This window comes from Corynebacterium sp. HMSC036D02, from assembly GCF_001836165.1.
Classification (GTDB): domain Bacteria; phylum Actinomycetota; class Actinomycetes; order Mycobacteriales; family Mycobacteriaceae; genus Corynebacterium.
The window spans coordinates 19142-31579 of record NZ_KV827652.1 but is presented as its reverse complement, the minus strand read 5'-3'; the positions used below and the strand labels follow the sequence as shown (position 1 = coordinate 31579).

The window sequence follows — 12438 nt, the reverse complement described above, 5'->3', positions numbered from 1 at the left end:
GGATGTGCGCGTCTTCCTGCCGGCTACCTTCGGCATGCTGGCTGAGCTTGAGGAGACCGGCCAGCTCGCCGCCCGCAGTGGTTGGGGTTTTGCGTTAACGCCCGCGTTGCGTGAGTTCTACACCGAAGGCGACGAGGAAGAAATTGAGTACTCTGCCTTCCTTGAAGCGTCCATGGCTTCATTGCGCCTGTTGGCTGTCGGGGATGAAGAAGAGTTTCCCCACCGACGCGTGGTCATCTCCGTCGACGTGGATGAGTCCGTGGTGACTCCGAAACCGGACATGGGCGAGCCTGTCGTGGCCCTCAATCCTGCCACGATCACGAAGGCTAACCTGCAGGCCATCCACGTGGATATCGAGGAATCCGAAGCCGCTACGGCCAAGGCTATTAACGCTATCGACAACGCTGATCTCGGGGATGAGGACGCTGAGCTCGTAGTCGGTGATGCTTTGGATAATTTCATGGCTTTTTATGACCCCACCGAACTACCCATCCTTGTGGAGCTTCTTTAGGGATCTTCTTGCCAACAATCACCGGTGCCTCACGCGTGGTGCTAGTCTAAGCCTCTAACGCCATCGCTTAAGAAGGAGCACCACCGTGAAGAGAGCCCGTCTTGCTAGCCTTGTCACCGCCGCTGCCCTGAGCACCGCTGCGCTTGTCGCCGCACCAGTTGCCGGCGCAGAGGAGCCTGCAGCGCCGATCGTGCAGGAGCACGCGGAGCGCAGCAACCCAGACCCCAAAAATCCGGATCCTGATATGGGTGTAACGACCCCATGGCTGCGAATCCTCGAGGGCTCCTCGCAGGGGCCAGTGGCCGTCGTTATCGCCATCCTCTTCGGCATCATCAGCATTGGCTTCGCCGCCTACAAGGAGTTTGGTGATTACCTGCCCAAGTTGGGCTGATTGCTGATATTCTGCGGGGGTAAAACTCAGCTCTATCGAAAGGTTTACTCAGTAGGTCTTCCTCCCGTCTTCGCCGTGTGGTGGCTACCTCGACCTTGTCCGTCGCGCTTGTGGCTGGCGGTGTCGTTGCCCCGACTGCCGGTGCAGTGACCACCTCCATCAAGAACGATAAGTGCACCATCACCTTGAACGAAGAGGAAGCCAGCGACCTGAAGAATGCGGAGTCGAAGGATAATGACGTCGACAGCAGCTTGCTGAAGAATGGCCTGAAGATTTCGCCCAAGGACGCGGAGAAGCGTGCTCGCGACGTAGAGAACCAATCGGACGAGCTCTACCGTGTTCTGGCTGGCTATGAGGCAGAGGTCGAGCTCGGTGATGAGGACGCCGTCAAGCGCGCAAAGAACAACATTGCGGTGGTAGAGGCCTTCCGTGGGATTGCGCCGGACTACGTCAAGGCCCTCAACGCCTGTGCGAAGAAAGAAGAGTTCAATAAGGAAGAGGAGACCGGTGGCAACACCTCCTCCAATATCGATACCGGCGGCGCTATCATCCTCGGCGTTTCCGGCGGCTTGGCCGTGATCCTTATGGTTCTCCGCGCGGCTGGTCCCTTCCTTAAGACCGTTCTGCCGCCGCAGCTGGCGGCAATGCTTCCGCTCTAAAACTTAGGTGCCATTAGAGCGCGTAAAGCTCTTCCTGTACTACGCGTAAGGCCTTTCCAGCGCTACGCCTAAGGCCTTTAGGCTTTAGGCCCAATCGACGTTGGTGCGCAGGGAAGCCAAAAGGCCCCGCACTGCGTCGCGACGGCGCGCAGACGCCGTTCCTTCTTCGATGCTGAGGTCCAATCCGCATTCGGGGTCCGCGGGTGGCCCGGCGTGGGTGCATCCACGCGGACAATCCTCAATTGCTTCGGCAAGGTCATCGAAGACCTCAATGACGTTTTCCGCATCAATGTGGGCTAAGCCGAAGGAGCGGATGCCTGGGGTATCAATGATCCATCCGCCATGCGGGGTGCTCCCTTCAGCAGGCAACCGCAGCGCCACCGACTGCGTCGATGTATGGCGGCCCTTGCCCACAGCGGAGACTTCGCCGGTTTCGCGGTTGGCATCCGGTACCAGCCGGTTCACCAGCGTGGATTTTCCTACGCCCGAATGGCCGATGAGGGCCGTGACATGTCCATCAATTGCGGCACAGACCTGCTCCAGCCCATCGTCCACGCCAGCTTCCACCACGGTGACATCCAAGTCCGCGAACTCTTGGGCGAACGGAGTGGGGTCGGTGAGGTCGGTCTTCGTCAGACACAGGACGGGCTGGATATTGCCGGCGAAGGCCGCGATGAGAGCACGCTCCACGAATCCGGAGCGCGGCGGTGGATCCGCCACGGCGCTCACGATCAGGAGGCGGTCCGCATTGGCCACCACGATGCGCTCATAAGGATCCGTATCATCCGCGGTGCGCCGAAGGACGGAAGTGCGCTCCTCTAGCTTCACGATGCGCGCGAGGGTGTCCTTCTTACCAGAAGTATCGCCCACGACGCCGACCCGATCACCGACCTCTACGGGCGTGCGGCCCATCTCGCGGGCGCGCATGGCGGTAACAACCGGGCCATCATTATCAAGGGCAACTCCCCAGCGCCCGCGGTCCTTGGTGATGACCATGCCGAACTTGGCATCCTTGTGCTTCGGACGGTCCTTCGTGCGAGGGCGCGAGCCTTTACCCGGCCGGATGCGGACATCTGATTCGTCGTAGCTGCTCGCGCGCCTAGCCATGGATCATGGCCTCCCACATCTTGGCGAAGCCGGGCAGAGTCTTGGACGTGGTGTCGATGTCCTCGACCTCGACACCGTCGACTGCCAAGCCGATGATGGCGCCAGCGGTGGCCATGCGGTGGTCGGCGTAGGAGTGCCACTGGCCGCCGTGGAGTGGGGCAGGGGTGATGCGGAGGCCGTCGTCAAGCTCGGTGACGTTGCCGCCAAGGCCGTTGATCTCCGTAGCGAGGGCCGCCAGACGGTCCGTCTCATGGCCTCGCAGGTGCGCGATGCCGGTCAGCGTCGACGGCGTTGAAGCCAGAGCGCACAGCGTAGCCACGGTAGGGGTGAGCTCACCGATATCTCCCATATCGAGATCGATGCCGCGCAGGCCTGCTAGACCCTCCTGCGGGCCGGTGACCTGCAGGTAGGGATCCTGGCGAGGGGCCTGCGGGACGTACTCAACCTGTGCCCCCATCTGCTCCAGGATGCCGCGGAAAGCATCACCTGGTTGGGTCGTTTCCTCCGGCCAATTCAGAATGCTCACGCTGCCGCCTGAGACGGCGGCAGCGGCAAGGAACGGAGTGGCGTTGGAGAGATCTGGTTCGATGTACCACTCGCGTCCCTTAATCTTCCCGGGCCGGACGACCCAATTGTCGTCGCCCGCGAGCACGTGCACGCCGGCCTCACGCAGCATGCTAATGGTCATGAGAATATGCGGTTGGGAAGGGACGGTGCCGCCTTCGTGGCGCACGCTGATTCCGTTGCGGTAGCGCGCCCCGGCCAGAAGCAGCCCGGAGACGAACTGGGAAGAAGCGGAGGCATCAATGGTGACTTCGGCGCCCTCCGGAGTGCCATGAGGCGTGATGCTAAGCGGCAGGCTATCGCCTTCGATGTCGACCCCCAGCTCACGCAAGGCCGTGGTCATCGTGGACATGGGGCGCTTCCGGGCATAAGGGTCACCGTCGATGACAACAGGCCCATCCGCCAGCGCTGCCACCGGAGGCAAGAAGCGCATGATCGTGCCAGCCAGGCCACAATCCACGGTCGCCCCATGGAGCTGACCCGGCGTCACGCGCAGGTGCGGTCCCCACTCGGAGATACCTACGCCCATGGCCTTCAAAGCTTCTTTCATCAGGTCAGTATCGCGGGACACCAGCGGGTTGTAGATGATAGAAGGTGAGTCAGCCAACGCAGCGAGGATGAGGGCGCGGTTGGTCATCGACTTTGACCCGGGAACTTCCTGAGTCCAGGACAGCGGGCCGGTGGGTTGGGGAGCACTCCAGAATGCAGACATGTAGTCCATAATAAAGGGCATGTGCGGAAGATTTGTTCTGTTCACCGAGTCCCTACTGGAGGAAATCGGAGCGTGGGAGTCCATCACGGAGGTCCACGCGCCGGAAGGCCTGCCGCCGGCACGCTATAATATTGCTCCGACCCAGCCCATAGCCATCGTGCGGGTTGCGGAGGAGACCGCCCGCGTGGAGCCAGCCCGCTGGGGGCTTATCCCGCATTGGAAGAAAGACCTCGATGGCCCGCCGCTGTTTAATGCCCGCGCGGAAACTGTGGCGCAGAAACCTTCCTTCCGCGATGCCTTCAAGGCGCAGCGCTGTGTCATCCCGCTGGATGGCTACTACGAGTGGAAGGCTGGAGAGGACAAGAAAGCCAAGAAGCAGCCCTACTATGTGACCGGGCCCGATGGTCTGCTGTGGGCGGCTGGTTTGTGGGCCACGGGGATGGATAGGCTTTCGGCCACTATGGTGACCACGGATGCCACGGAGGAGATGGCGTGGCTGCACCACCGCCTGCCCAAGTTTCTGTCTACAGAAGAGATCGCGCCCTGGCTGGCGGGAGAGGCACTGCTGGAGCCGAGCTCCGTGCGCGGCTTTCAGGCACGCCCGGCAGACCCCGCGGTGGGCAACGTGCGCAACGACTACGCAGAGCTTATCGACGAACCACCGGCCACCACCCTCTTCTAGTTCGCGAGAACTAGTCGGCGAGAACGTCGGCGAAGGAGAGCTCCAGCACGCGGGGGAGATCCTCCGGATTCATCTCGATGTCGAGGCCACGCTTGCCTCCGGAGAAAAGGATGGTGTCGAAGAGCAGCGCGGTCTCGTCAACGACAGTGGGCAGGACATGCTTGTGCCCCAACGGGGAGATACCGCCGGGGATATAGCCGGAGGACTTGGAAGCGTCGACAGGCGCGGCCATCGTGGCCTTGGATGCGCCGAAAGCGGCGGCGGCTTTCTTGAGGCTGAGCTGGTGAGTGACTGGAAGGACACAGACGGCGAGTTGGCGTTTAGGGCCTTTGCCAGCGCTCAGATCAATGACGAGGGTTTTGAAAATGCGCTCAGGGGCAACATCGAGGGCCGCAGCGGCTGCCTCACCGAAGTTTTCGCGACCGCCCTCAAAGGTGGAGACGTGGTGGTCAATACCTGCCTCTTCGAGGAGTTTGAGGGCGGGGGTAGCGGCACGCGGGGTCTTCTTGGACATATAAACCACCCTAGTCCGGAGCGCTAGGATGGTCGGTATGGCCACAGAAACGACGAGCGAGATGCTTCAGAAACAGCGGTTGTTTGAGGAGCAAGCCTTGCCCTTGCTGGACCAACTCTACGGCGGAGCGATGCGTCTGACGCGCAACCCGCAGGACGCAGAGGACTTGATCCAAGAGACCTACCTCAAGGCCTTTAGCAACTTCGATTCCTTCAAACAGGGCACGAACTTGAAGGCGTGGCTGTACCGCATCATGACGAATGCCTACATCAATTCTTACCGGAAGGCCAAGCGCCGCCCGGTGGAATCCTCAGCGGATGAGCTGAGCGATTTTCAGCTGTATACCACGTCCGGGCATGATTCCACGGGCCTGGAATCAGCGGAGGTCGAAGCACTCAAGCAGATGCCGGATTCGGAGATTTCCGAGGCCATGAATGACCTGCCGGAGGACTACCGCATGGTGGTGTACTACTCGGATGTGGTGGGTTTGGCCTATAAGGAAATCGCAGAAGTGATGGGCACCCCATTGGGGACGGTCATGAGCCGCCTCCACCGCGGAAGAAAATTGCTTCGCGCGGCGTTGAAAGACGTAGCACGAGAAAAAGGCATTGGTCGCAACCACCCAGAGATGGAGGAGAAGTAATGGAACGCGCAACAGGACGCAATTGCGGTGCGTGTAACTCTCCCGAGGTTGAAGCGCTCTTTAGGGAGCTGTTCGATGAATCGACGAGCTACGCGCGGGCTATGGCAATCCGCGAGCATCTTGCGCAGTGCGATGCCTGTCAACAGCGCGTCGAGAGTGAAGAAGTAATCCGAGCACTCGTGCGCAAATGTTGCGGGGGACAGGCAGCACCGCAGTCACTGCGCCAGCGCATTTGCGTGGAAATTACGCGGACTGAGATTACCTGGGGCTAGGGCCGTTGAGGCCACATTAACGCCTAGGCCAAGTTAGATAGGCCTCGGCGTATAAGCAAAGGGCTCGTTCCCGTCCTCTGAATGAAGAGGGAAACGAGCCCTAATTGATTGCTGACGTTATGCGTTAGGACGCTTGCCGTGGTTAGCGGACTTCTTACGGCGATCCTTGCGCTTACGGCCACGCTTGCTCATCGCGTACTCCTTCTGTTAAGGGTAAATGAACTTATTCAACTGTAGCGGCAGGGTATGCCGGGGTGTTAATCGGGGGTGCAGTTTTTGAGGACTCTTTAAGCAGAGACGCGGGCACGGCCGCGGCTGCGGTTGCGGCGCTTGATAGCGCGACGCTCCTCTTCAGAGAGGCCGCCCCACACACCGGCATCCTGTCCGGACTCGAGGGCCCACTTGAGGCAGGAAGAAGCAACCGGGCAGCGGTTGCAGACCAGCTTGGCCTTAGCGATCTGGGTGAGTGCAGGGCCGGAATTGCCGACAGGGAAGAAAAGCTCCGGGTCTTCGTCGCGGCAAACAGCTTCGTGGCGCCAATCCATGATTGAAATCTCCTAACAAATTTTTGACAGCAGTGAGTGAAAGCAGGCGCACCAAGGGCAGTCCACAGCCGTGAACTGTTCCGAGTGCTCCGGGGGTTTAAGTGAACTGGTCTGCGGTCAGTGGGGCCCTGTCTCGAGTTAGGGCCAGCGTCGCCGCCGCCATGGTTCACTTGCGGTTAACTTGGAGGTTTCTCCGAGTTAAGAACTGATTTAACAGCTCGTTGTTTTTGCTACCTGAGAATAATGACACGTTTACTCAAACTCCGCTAGGGGTAGAGGTCAAAAAGTGTCCAAAGTCACTAAATAAATTCCGTCAATTCATACATTTGTTATGGATTGGGTCCTGTAAGAACCCTGTCAGTAACGTCTCAACCTGCGGTGATGGGGGAAATGGGGTGAGTGTGGTGACCTGGATCGCGTCAAATCCGGATTGCTTCCTCTGCCCCCGAAACGTGGAAGGCAGGTAGCTCAAGCTGAGCCTGGTGACGTTGTATTCGGAAAGGGGATATCTGTGGGCGCGTGAAGCACTGGCGTGGAGTAGGCCTAAGCGTGGAATAGAGACGTAGACTAGATACCCGTGAATAAGAAGCAGAAACAGTCCTCGACCACGCCTGCCCGCACAACCGGAGGCCGCGCCCCGGGGGCGGTGATAGCGGCTGCCGGCATTGCCGTGCTCCAGTCCATCGCGGTTATTATCTTCGGAATTTTCCTCGTTGTTCGTGAGCTAACGGGTGCTGAAAATGACTCTATGGTTTCCGATTCTGGGGCGGCGGGCTTCGTCGGCCTAGGTACGGCTATCTTCGTCTTTATCGTGTTCGGCTTTGTCATCCTTGCCTCGTGGGCCTTCGTTAAGGGCAAGCGCTGGGGCCGCGGAGCTATCGTGCTCGTGGAATTTATTTTGGGTGCCATCGCCTTCCAGATGTTCAGCGGAGGCTCCGCAGCGCTCGGCACCGTGACGCTGGCCAGCGCAGCGGTGGTACTTTACCTGCTCATGATGCGACCCGAGGCGGCGCAATGGGCTGAAAGCCACTTCTAGGTGAGCTGCTTCTTAAACAACTAAGAAGCTAAGAGGCAGTGAGCGCCACGGCGGTGTTTCCACGCTGCTCGGTGATGGCCGTGCCCGCAAGAGTCAGCGAAATTGGACCGGTATAGCCGTCACGGTCAATAGGAATGCTGCGCTCGGTCTTTCCAGTAGCCCAGTCCACCACGTCGATTCCTTCCTCCGTGGGCACTAATAGCCGCTCGCCGACGGCGATGCCGGTGCCGACTGCCTGCTCCAGAACGTGGTCCACTTTGAGCTCGGTTGGGCTAAAGAGATAAAGACGCTCACCGTCGAACCACGTCATGTGGTGGGGCAGATCAGCGACCGCGGGGGCGAAGGGGGAAGCGGAATTCGTGATGGCCTTTGAAGGCTCCACGTCCGTGGAGGAGAGCGCTTTGCCCTCAAAGTCATAGGAGACGATACGTGGCACATCGCCCGGCAGGAAGACCGCAGCGGCCTCCTGACCATAGGCAATGAGACGCGCGCCTGGGTTATTAATCTCGATATCCTTGGAGATTTCCGGCGAACGCGCATCCTCTGGAGTGGCGTTTTGGATGCGCAGCCACGTGGAGTCTAGAGAATCCGGACAGGATTCGGTCACCGCCATCGTTTCGGTGCGGGTCAGCGCTGAGGTGATGGCGCAATCCTCGTGGGGTTGGAGGTTCGGTTCTTGTTTGGCTTCGACATCGCCATATTCAACGGTGCGCACTAGGTCAGAGCGCCATAGTTCTACGCGCTCGGCGGAAACGGTGCCCACGCGGTCATTCGACACAATGGGGACCACCTGCTCGGAATTGCGGGCGCTGCGGGTATCGGAGTACTGGCCGGATACCGCATCGATGGCTACCACATCGCCGCAGCCATTTCCCACATCATAGGTGGCCACGATCTTGTTCCACGCCGTGCCGAGCGAACAGAGGTCGGCATCGCGGCGCTGGTAGGTCCAGACCGTATCGCCAGAGGCATCCGAAGCGCGGAGGGTATCACCGTCATGGGTTATCAGCAGCCCCTTGGTGGATATCGCGCGAGACTGGCCCGGCACCACAGTGTTAGGGAGGCTGAAGGATTCAGTGAGGGAGTTGGGGACGGACTCGAGAGTCTGAGTCTCGGCATCAGACGCGGTATCGACAGCGGGAGTAAGCTCCGACTTGTGGATCGGTGCCGTAATCACCGCGCCGCCAATAGCAATGGCACAGACCGCGCTGATCGCGCCCACAGCAAGCCAGTCTGCTTTGGTGGAACGCAAGACGGGAGCCTTCTTCGCAGAGCTTGGCTTCTTCGCGGATTCCGGGCCCTGCTCGGTGCTCATCGGCGTCCTCCTTGGCGGGGCTTGCGCGTGCGGGAACGGGTGCGGCGCGAGGCGCGGGCAGATGCCGTGGAGGAACGTGGTGAGCCTCCACGCGACGACTCCCCACGTGAGTTCGAGCGCCGCGGTGCACCCAGCACTTTTGTGGGTGGGCCGACGGTGTCAGCAACCGCCTCTGGGATATCGAGGGCTTCCGCAAGCTCCGGGGAGGTGCTGAACCACTGCGGTGGCTCTGGCTGGCCCAAATCAAGATCATCGTTGATGACTTGCCATTTGCCCAGCTCGTCGTAGCCGACGAGAGTGATGGCCGTGCCCGTGTGCCCCGCGCGGCCAGTTCGTCCGATGCGGTGGACAAAAGTCATCGGATCATCGGGTACCTGGTAGTTGATGACGTGGGTGACATCCTCAATGTCGATGCCGCGAGCGGCGACGTCCGTGGCCACGAGAATCTCCACGGTGCCTTCCCGGAAGGCATTGAGCGAGCGTTCGCGTGCTTTTTGGTCCAAATCGCCGTGGACCGCGCCCACGCGAAAGCCGCGCTGTGCTAGCTCGTCCGCGACGGCGGCGGCTGAGCGTTTCGTACGCGTGAAGATGATGGTGCGCCCGCGGCCTTCTGCCTGCAGGACCTTTCCCAAGATCGCGATCTTGTCCATACGGTGTGCCTGGAAGGTGACCTTGCGCGTGGAGGAATGGGTGTGCTGGGCGTCACCAGACTCGGCGCGGATGTGGACCGGTTTGTCCAGGAAGGTACGTGCCAAGGTCACGATGGGCCCAGGCATGGTGGCGGAAAAGAGCATGGTCTGGTGGGGGTTGCCGTGCAGGAGCGAGAGGATCTTCTCGATATCCGGCAAGAAGCCCAAGTCCAGCATCTCGTCGGCCTCATCCAGAACTAGAACGCTGACGTGGTCGAAGGAGAGATGCTTCTTCTGGCAGAGATCGAGCAGGCGGCCTGGGGTGCCGACGACGACGTCCGCACCCGACTCAATCTGTTGGATCTGTTCTTCATAGGGGCGCCCGCCACACAGGGTGACCACGCTGAGCGGAAGGTTTGTGGCGGCGAGCTCCAAATCCCCGCTGACCTGGATGGCCAGCTCGCGCGTTGGTGCAATGACCAGTGCGCGGGGAGTGCCATCGAGCTCCGGAATGTCGGCGTCATCGAAAACGCGATCCAGTAGCGGGACACCGAAGCCATAGGTTTTGCCCATGCCGGTGCGCGCTTGACCGATCAGGTCCTGGCCATTCAAAGCGATGGGCAGCGTGAGCTCCTGGATGGCAAAGGTGCGCGTAATCCCGTTGTCAGCGAGGGCATCGCAGATCTCTACAGCGACGCCGAGTTCGGCAAAGGTAGGGGATTCGCGGGAATCGCGGGATGATTTCGGGGCAAGCACACCTTGATAGTAGAGGACGTGGCTATAGTGGGGCCATTAGAGCGCCGGGGCGCAGTTCTCACGGCACCGATTAAAGAACACGATTTAAGGGAGATGCACCACATGGATATCAAGTTTGGTTTTGCCGATACCGCCCGCGAGCTGGTTATTCACGCGGATGGTGAGCGCGAAGAACTAACCCAGACCATCAACAACGCCTTGGCAGACAACTCCACCCTCGAATTGAAGGACACCAAGGGCCGCTCCTACATCGTGCGCACTGAGCGAGTCGTTTACGTAGAGATCGGCACTGCACGCGCGCACACCGTCGGATTTGCGGGCTAAGTACGCGCGCGCTGGCTCAGCGGGTAGCCTAAATGGCCATGGAGAATCCCGCGGATTTTAAGCAGCACCCACACCCCGCCTCAGCGGTGGAGCGCTTCGCTCGTGAGTACGGCTGGTGGCGTGTGGTGGCGATCCCCGTCATGGTCGTCATCACTGTGTGGGTGCTGGTTGATGTTTTCCGCTCGCCTGCCCAGGATGCGGAGGTGACGGCGGCAGGGGAGACGTCGGCAAGCAGCACCGCCGCATCCGCCTCCTCGCGTAAGGGGCCTGACCCTGCCAACGCCAGCGCGGTCGCCGCCGCCAAGGATGGTTTGCCTGCAGGCGGTGACTTCACCGAGCAAGGTGAGGAAACCTACCGCGATGCAGGGCCGTCCACCATGCACGCGGGCAAGGGCGGGAAGCAAACCATCCGCTTTTCCGTTGAGATTGAAAACGGCATCGACACCTCCGCATATGGTGGGGACGGTGCTGTCGTTGCGCTTGTCGACGCCACCCTGGCCGACCCTCGCGGGTGGACGGCCAACGGAGACTTTGAATTCATCCACGTCAAAGCCGATGACAACCCCGATACGCACATCCGTCTGACATCATTGGGAACCACGGCGAAGTTGTGCGGCGCGCAGTTGGAATCAGAAACCTCCTGCCACACGACCATTACGGGGGAGTCCGCGGTCAACCTCAACGAGTCTCGGTGGGTGCGTGGCGCGACGCCCTTTGAAGGAGACTTGGGCAATTACCGCCAGTACCTGATCAACCATGAGTTTGGCCACGCTATCGGTTTTGCAGCGCATCAGGCTTGCGGCGGGGACGGTAAACTCGCGCCGGTCATGATGCAGCAAACGCTGAGCTTGAACAACGCCCAGCTTTTTGAGAAGGAACCCAACGAGGTTTATCCGGACGAGGATGTCACGTGCGAGCCGAACCCGTGGCCCTACCCGAACCCGGCTAATTCTGATCACGCTAAGCCCGAGTAGGTCGCCCACAATTTAAGGATTGTTTCCCCATGCCATTGCCACCTGAGCCCGTTCTTGCCGCTTTCAACGCCGAGTTTCACCCGCGCCGAACACAGGGTGAGCTCGTGGGTCCTGCGTGGGATAGCGGGATCCGCGTGGGCGATATTGTCTTCGCCGAGGCGCGGCCGTGGACTGGCTGGTCCGCCAAGGTTCGCGAGAAACTCAGCCTGCCGGGAGCGCGTATTGCCCGGCCAGTGCTGACTGCGGATGGTCGCTACACTGCTGCCGGATGGAAGGCCACACAATTTGTGGAGGGGCAGTTGCGGGGGCGCATCGATGAAACGGTGCAGATGGCGCTACGCCTCGATGAAGCGCTCGAGTTGGCGCCGTTGCCGACGGTTGATCGGCGCGATGATGTGTTTGCACGGGCAGAACGGGCAGCGTGGGAGGAGAGCGGCGAGGCCTATTCCGATGCTGAGCTTGCGCAGCTCCCACTTGTCACCGCCCACATGGACGTGCTGGGCACCACGGTTTTTTCTGGGGCGAACCCGCCGGCGCTGACTGATATCGTTCCTTCCGCGGCACCGCGCCCGGTTGGCTGGTCCGCCGCGCTGGTCATGGTGGATGGCCTCATCGCAGGGGTGGTGGATGATGATATTTGTGCCCGCTTTGCGGCGGTTCCCGGTATGCGGCAGCTGCTCTTGCGCGCGGTGGCGTACCGCCGTTACGTCAATACCCTGCACCCGCGCTCTAAAGCGACCGTGCGTTCGAATATAGAGAGGGTGGAAGAGGCCCTCGTGTCCGCGGCATCTGACACACTATAGG

At 60.6% G+C, this 12438-nt stretch carries 17 protein-coding genes; 10 read left to right on the top strand and 7 right to left on the bottom strand.

Annotation, left to right across the window (positions count from 1 at the left end; translation table 11 throughout):
- The first annotated feature begins 4 nt into the window (after window positions 1-4).
- The 3 genes from HMPREF2743_RS02365 (at window position 5) to HMPREF2743_RS02355 (ending at window position 1561) form a co-directional block, all read left to right on the top strand.
- Window positions 5-511 (top strand): DUF6912 family protein, encoded by a 507-nt coding sequence (locus HMPREF2743_RS02365; RefSeq protein WP_210383625.1) that lies wholly within the window; start codon window positions 5-7, stop codon window positions 509-511.
- 85 nt (window positions 512-596) lie between these two features.
- On the top strand, window positions 597-902 hold the full coding sequence (locus tag HMPREF2743_RS02360) for a hypothetical protein (protein ID WP_070526223.1): 306 nt from the start codon (window positions 597-599) through the stop codon (window positions 900-902).
- Window positions 903-982: 80 nt separating this feature from the next.
- Window positions 983-1561 (top strand): hypothetical protein, encoded by a 579-nt coding sequence (locus HMPREF2743_RS02355; protein WP_246824441.1) that lies wholly within the window; start codon window positions 983-985, stop codon window positions 1559-1561.
- Window positions 1562-1645: 84 nt separating this feature from the next.
- Here HMPREF2743_RS02355 and rsgA read toward each other — a convergent pair whose 3' ends face one another.
- Window positions 1646-2668, bottom strand: coding sequence for a ribosome small subunit-dependent GTPase A (rsgA, locus tag HMPREF2743_RS02350; protein ID WP_070526218.1), 1023 nt, complete (start codon window positions 2666-2668; stop codon window positions 1646-1648).
- On the bottom strand, window positions 2661-3965 hold the full coding sequence (aroA, locus tag HMPREF2743_RS02345) for a 3-phosphoshikimate 1-carboxyvinyltransferase (protein WP_070526216.1): 1305 nt from the start codon (window positions 3963-3965) through the stop codon (window positions 2661-2663). The genes rsgA and aroA overlap by 8 nt, the downstream gene beginning before the upstream one ends.
- Here aroA and HMPREF2743_RS02340 point away from each other — a divergent pair.
- Window positions 3964-4626 carry an SOS response-associated peptidase gene (locus tag HMPREF2743_RS02340; RefSeq protein WP_070818107.1) on the top strand — a complete coding sequence of 221 codons (663 nt, stop codon included), beginning with the start codon at window positions 3964-3966 and terminating at the stop codon, window positions 4624-4626. The two genes, aroA and HMPREF2743_RS02340, sit on opposite strands and share 2 nt — an antisense overlap.
- Window positions 4627-4636: 10 nt before the next feature.
- On the opposite strand, the gene ybaK is transcribed toward HMPREF2743_RS02340, so the two are convergent.
- Complete coding sequence (gene ybaK, locus HMPREF2743_RS02335) at window positions 4637-5140, bottom strand: Cys-tRNA(Pro) deacylase (RefSeq protein ID WP_070526211.1); 504 nt, start codon at window positions 5138-5140, stop codon at window positions 4637-4639.
- Between the two features lie 37 nt (window positions 5141-5177).
- On the opposite strand from ybaK, the gene HMPREF2743_RS02330 reads away from it, so the two are divergent.
- Window positions 5178-5783, top strand: a complete 606-nt coding sequence (locus HMPREF2743_RS02330) for a sigma-70 family RNA polymerase sigma factor (protein ID WP_010189171.1) — start codon at window positions 5178-5180, stop codon at window positions 5781-5783.
- The gene (gene rsrA / locus HMPREF2743_RS02325; protein WP_070526208.1) at window positions 5783-6055 is read left to right on the top strand and encodes a mycothiol system anti-sigma-R factor; all 273 of its coding nucleotides are present in this window, start codon (window positions 5783-5785) and stop codon (window positions 6053-6055) included. Before HMPREF2743_RS02330 ends, rsrA begins: the two co-directional genes overlap by 1 nt.
- 117 nt (window positions 6056-6172) lie before the next feature.
- On the opposite strand, the gene HMPREF2743_RS13020 is transcribed toward rsrA, so the two are convergent.
- Window positions 6173-6247: a 50S ribosomal protein bL37 gene (locus HMPREF2743_RS13020; protein WP_012714902.1), complete on the bottom strand. Its 75-nt coding sequence runs from the start codon at window positions 6245-6247 to the stop codon at window positions 6173-6175.
- A 95-nt stretch (window positions 6248-6342) separates the two neighbouring features.
- The gene (locus HMPREF2743_RS02320; RefSeq protein ID WP_010189168.1) at window positions 6343-6600 is read right to left on the bottom strand and encodes a WhiB family transcriptional regulator; all 258 of its coding nucleotides are present in this window, start codon (window positions 6598-6600) and stop codon (window positions 6343-6345) included.
- Window positions 6601-7177: 577 nt separating this feature from the next.
- Between HMPREF2743_RS02320 and HMPREF2743_RS02315 the strand changes: the two genes are divergently transcribed.
- The gene (locus HMPREF2743_RS02315) at window positions 7178-7636 is read left to right on the top strand and encodes a hypothetical protein (protein ID WP_070818106.1); all 459 of its coding nucleotides are present in this window, start codon (window positions 7178-7180) and stop codon (window positions 7634-7636) included.
- A 28-nt stretch (window positions 7637-7664) separates the two neighbouring features.
- Here HMPREF2743_RS02315 and HMPREF2743_RS02310 read toward each other — a convergent pair whose 3' ends face one another.
- Entirely contained in the window at window positions 7665-8951 is a 1287-nt protein-coding gene (locus HMPREF2743_RS02310; RefSeq protein WP_070526204.1) for an Rv3212 family protein, read from the bottom strand.
- A complete protein-coding gene (locus tag HMPREF2743_RS02305) occupies window positions 8948-10336 on the bottom strand; it encodes a DEAD/DEAH box helicase (protein ID WP_070818105.1) in 1389 nt (462 codons plus the stop codon). Before HMPREF2743_RS02305 ends, HMPREF2743_RS02310 begins: the two co-directional genes overlap by 4 nt.
- Window positions 10337-10438: 102 nt before the next feature.
- On the opposite strand from HMPREF2743_RS02305, the gene HMPREF2743_RS02300 reads away from it, so the two are divergent.
- The 3 genes from HMPREF2743_RS02300 to HMPREF2743_RS02290 are packed head-to-tail and all read left to right on the top strand — an operon-like array spanning window position 10439 to window position 12437.
- Window positions 10439-10660 carry a DUF3107 domain-containing protein gene (locus HMPREF2743_RS02300; RefSeq protein WP_070526468.1) on the top strand — a complete coding sequence of 74 codons (222 nt, stop codon included), beginning with the start codon at window positions 10439-10441 and terminating at the stop codon, window positions 10658-10660.
- Window positions 10661-10692: 32 nt separating this feature from the next.
- Window positions 10693-11634, top strand: a complete 942-nt coding sequence (locus HMPREF2743_RS02295) for a DUF3152 domain-containing protein (protein WP_070526200.1) — start codon at window positions 10693-10695, stop codon at window positions 11632-11634.
- A gap of 29 nt (window positions 11635-11663) precedes the next feature.
- Window positions 11664-12437, top strand: coding sequence for a hypothetical protein (locus tag HMPREF2743_RS02290; RefSeq protein WP_070743890.1), 774 nt, complete (start codon window positions 11664-11666; stop codon window positions 12435-12437).
- The last annotated feature ends 1 nt before the right edge of the window (window position 12438 follow it).

What these genes read in the sequence shown, in the direction of transcription:
- rsgA (WP_070526218.1), bottom strand. Translation starts at nt 2,668, where the DNA reads ATGGCTAGGCGCGCGAGCAGCTACGACGAATCAGATGTCCGCATCCGG.
- HMPREF2743_RS02340 (WP_070818107.1), top strand. Translation starts at nt 3,964, where the DNA reads ATGTGCGGAAGATTTGTTCTGTTCACCGAGTCCCTACTGGAGGAAATC.
- aroA (WP_070526216.1), bottom strand. Translation starts at nt 3,965, where the DNA reads ATGCCCTTTATTATGGACTACATGTCTGCATTCTGGAGTGCTCCCCAA.
- ybaK (WP_070526211.1), bottom strand. Translation starts at nt 5,140, where the DNA reads ATGTCCAAGAAGACCCCGCGTGCCGCTACCCCCGCCCTCAAACTCCTC.
- HMPREF2743_RS02330 (WP_010189171.1), top strand. Translation starts at nt 5,178, where the DNA reads ATGGCCACAGAAACGACGAGCGAGATGCTTCAGAAACAGCGGTTGTTT.
- rsrA (WP_070526208.1), top strand. Translation starts at nt 5,783, where the DNA reads ATGGAACGCGCAACAGGACGCAATTGCGGTGCGTGTAACTCTCCCGAG.
- HMPREF2743_RS02320 (WP_010189168.1), bottom strand. Translation starts at nt 6,600, where the DNA reads ATGGATTGGCGCCACGAAGCTGTTTGCCGCGACGAAGACCCGGAGCTT.
- HMPREF2743_RS02310 (WP_070526204.1), bottom strand. Translation starts at nt 8,951, where the DNA reads ATGAGCACCGAGCAGGGCCCGGAATCCGCGAAGAAGCCAAGCTCTGCG.
- HMPREF2743_RS02300 (WP_070526468.1), top strand. Translation starts at nt 10,439, where the DNA reads ATGGATATCAAGTTTGGTTTTGCCGATACCGCCCGCGAGCTGGTTATT.
- HMPREF2743_RS02295 (WP_070526200.1), top strand. Translation starts at nt 10,693, where the DNA reads ATGGCCATGGAGAATCCCGCGGATTTTAAGCAGCACCCACACCCCGCC.
- HMPREF2743_RS02290 (WP_070743890.1), top strand. Translation starts at nt 11,664, where the DNA reads ATGCCATTGCCACCTGAGCCCGTTCTTGCCGCTTTCAACGCCGAGTTT.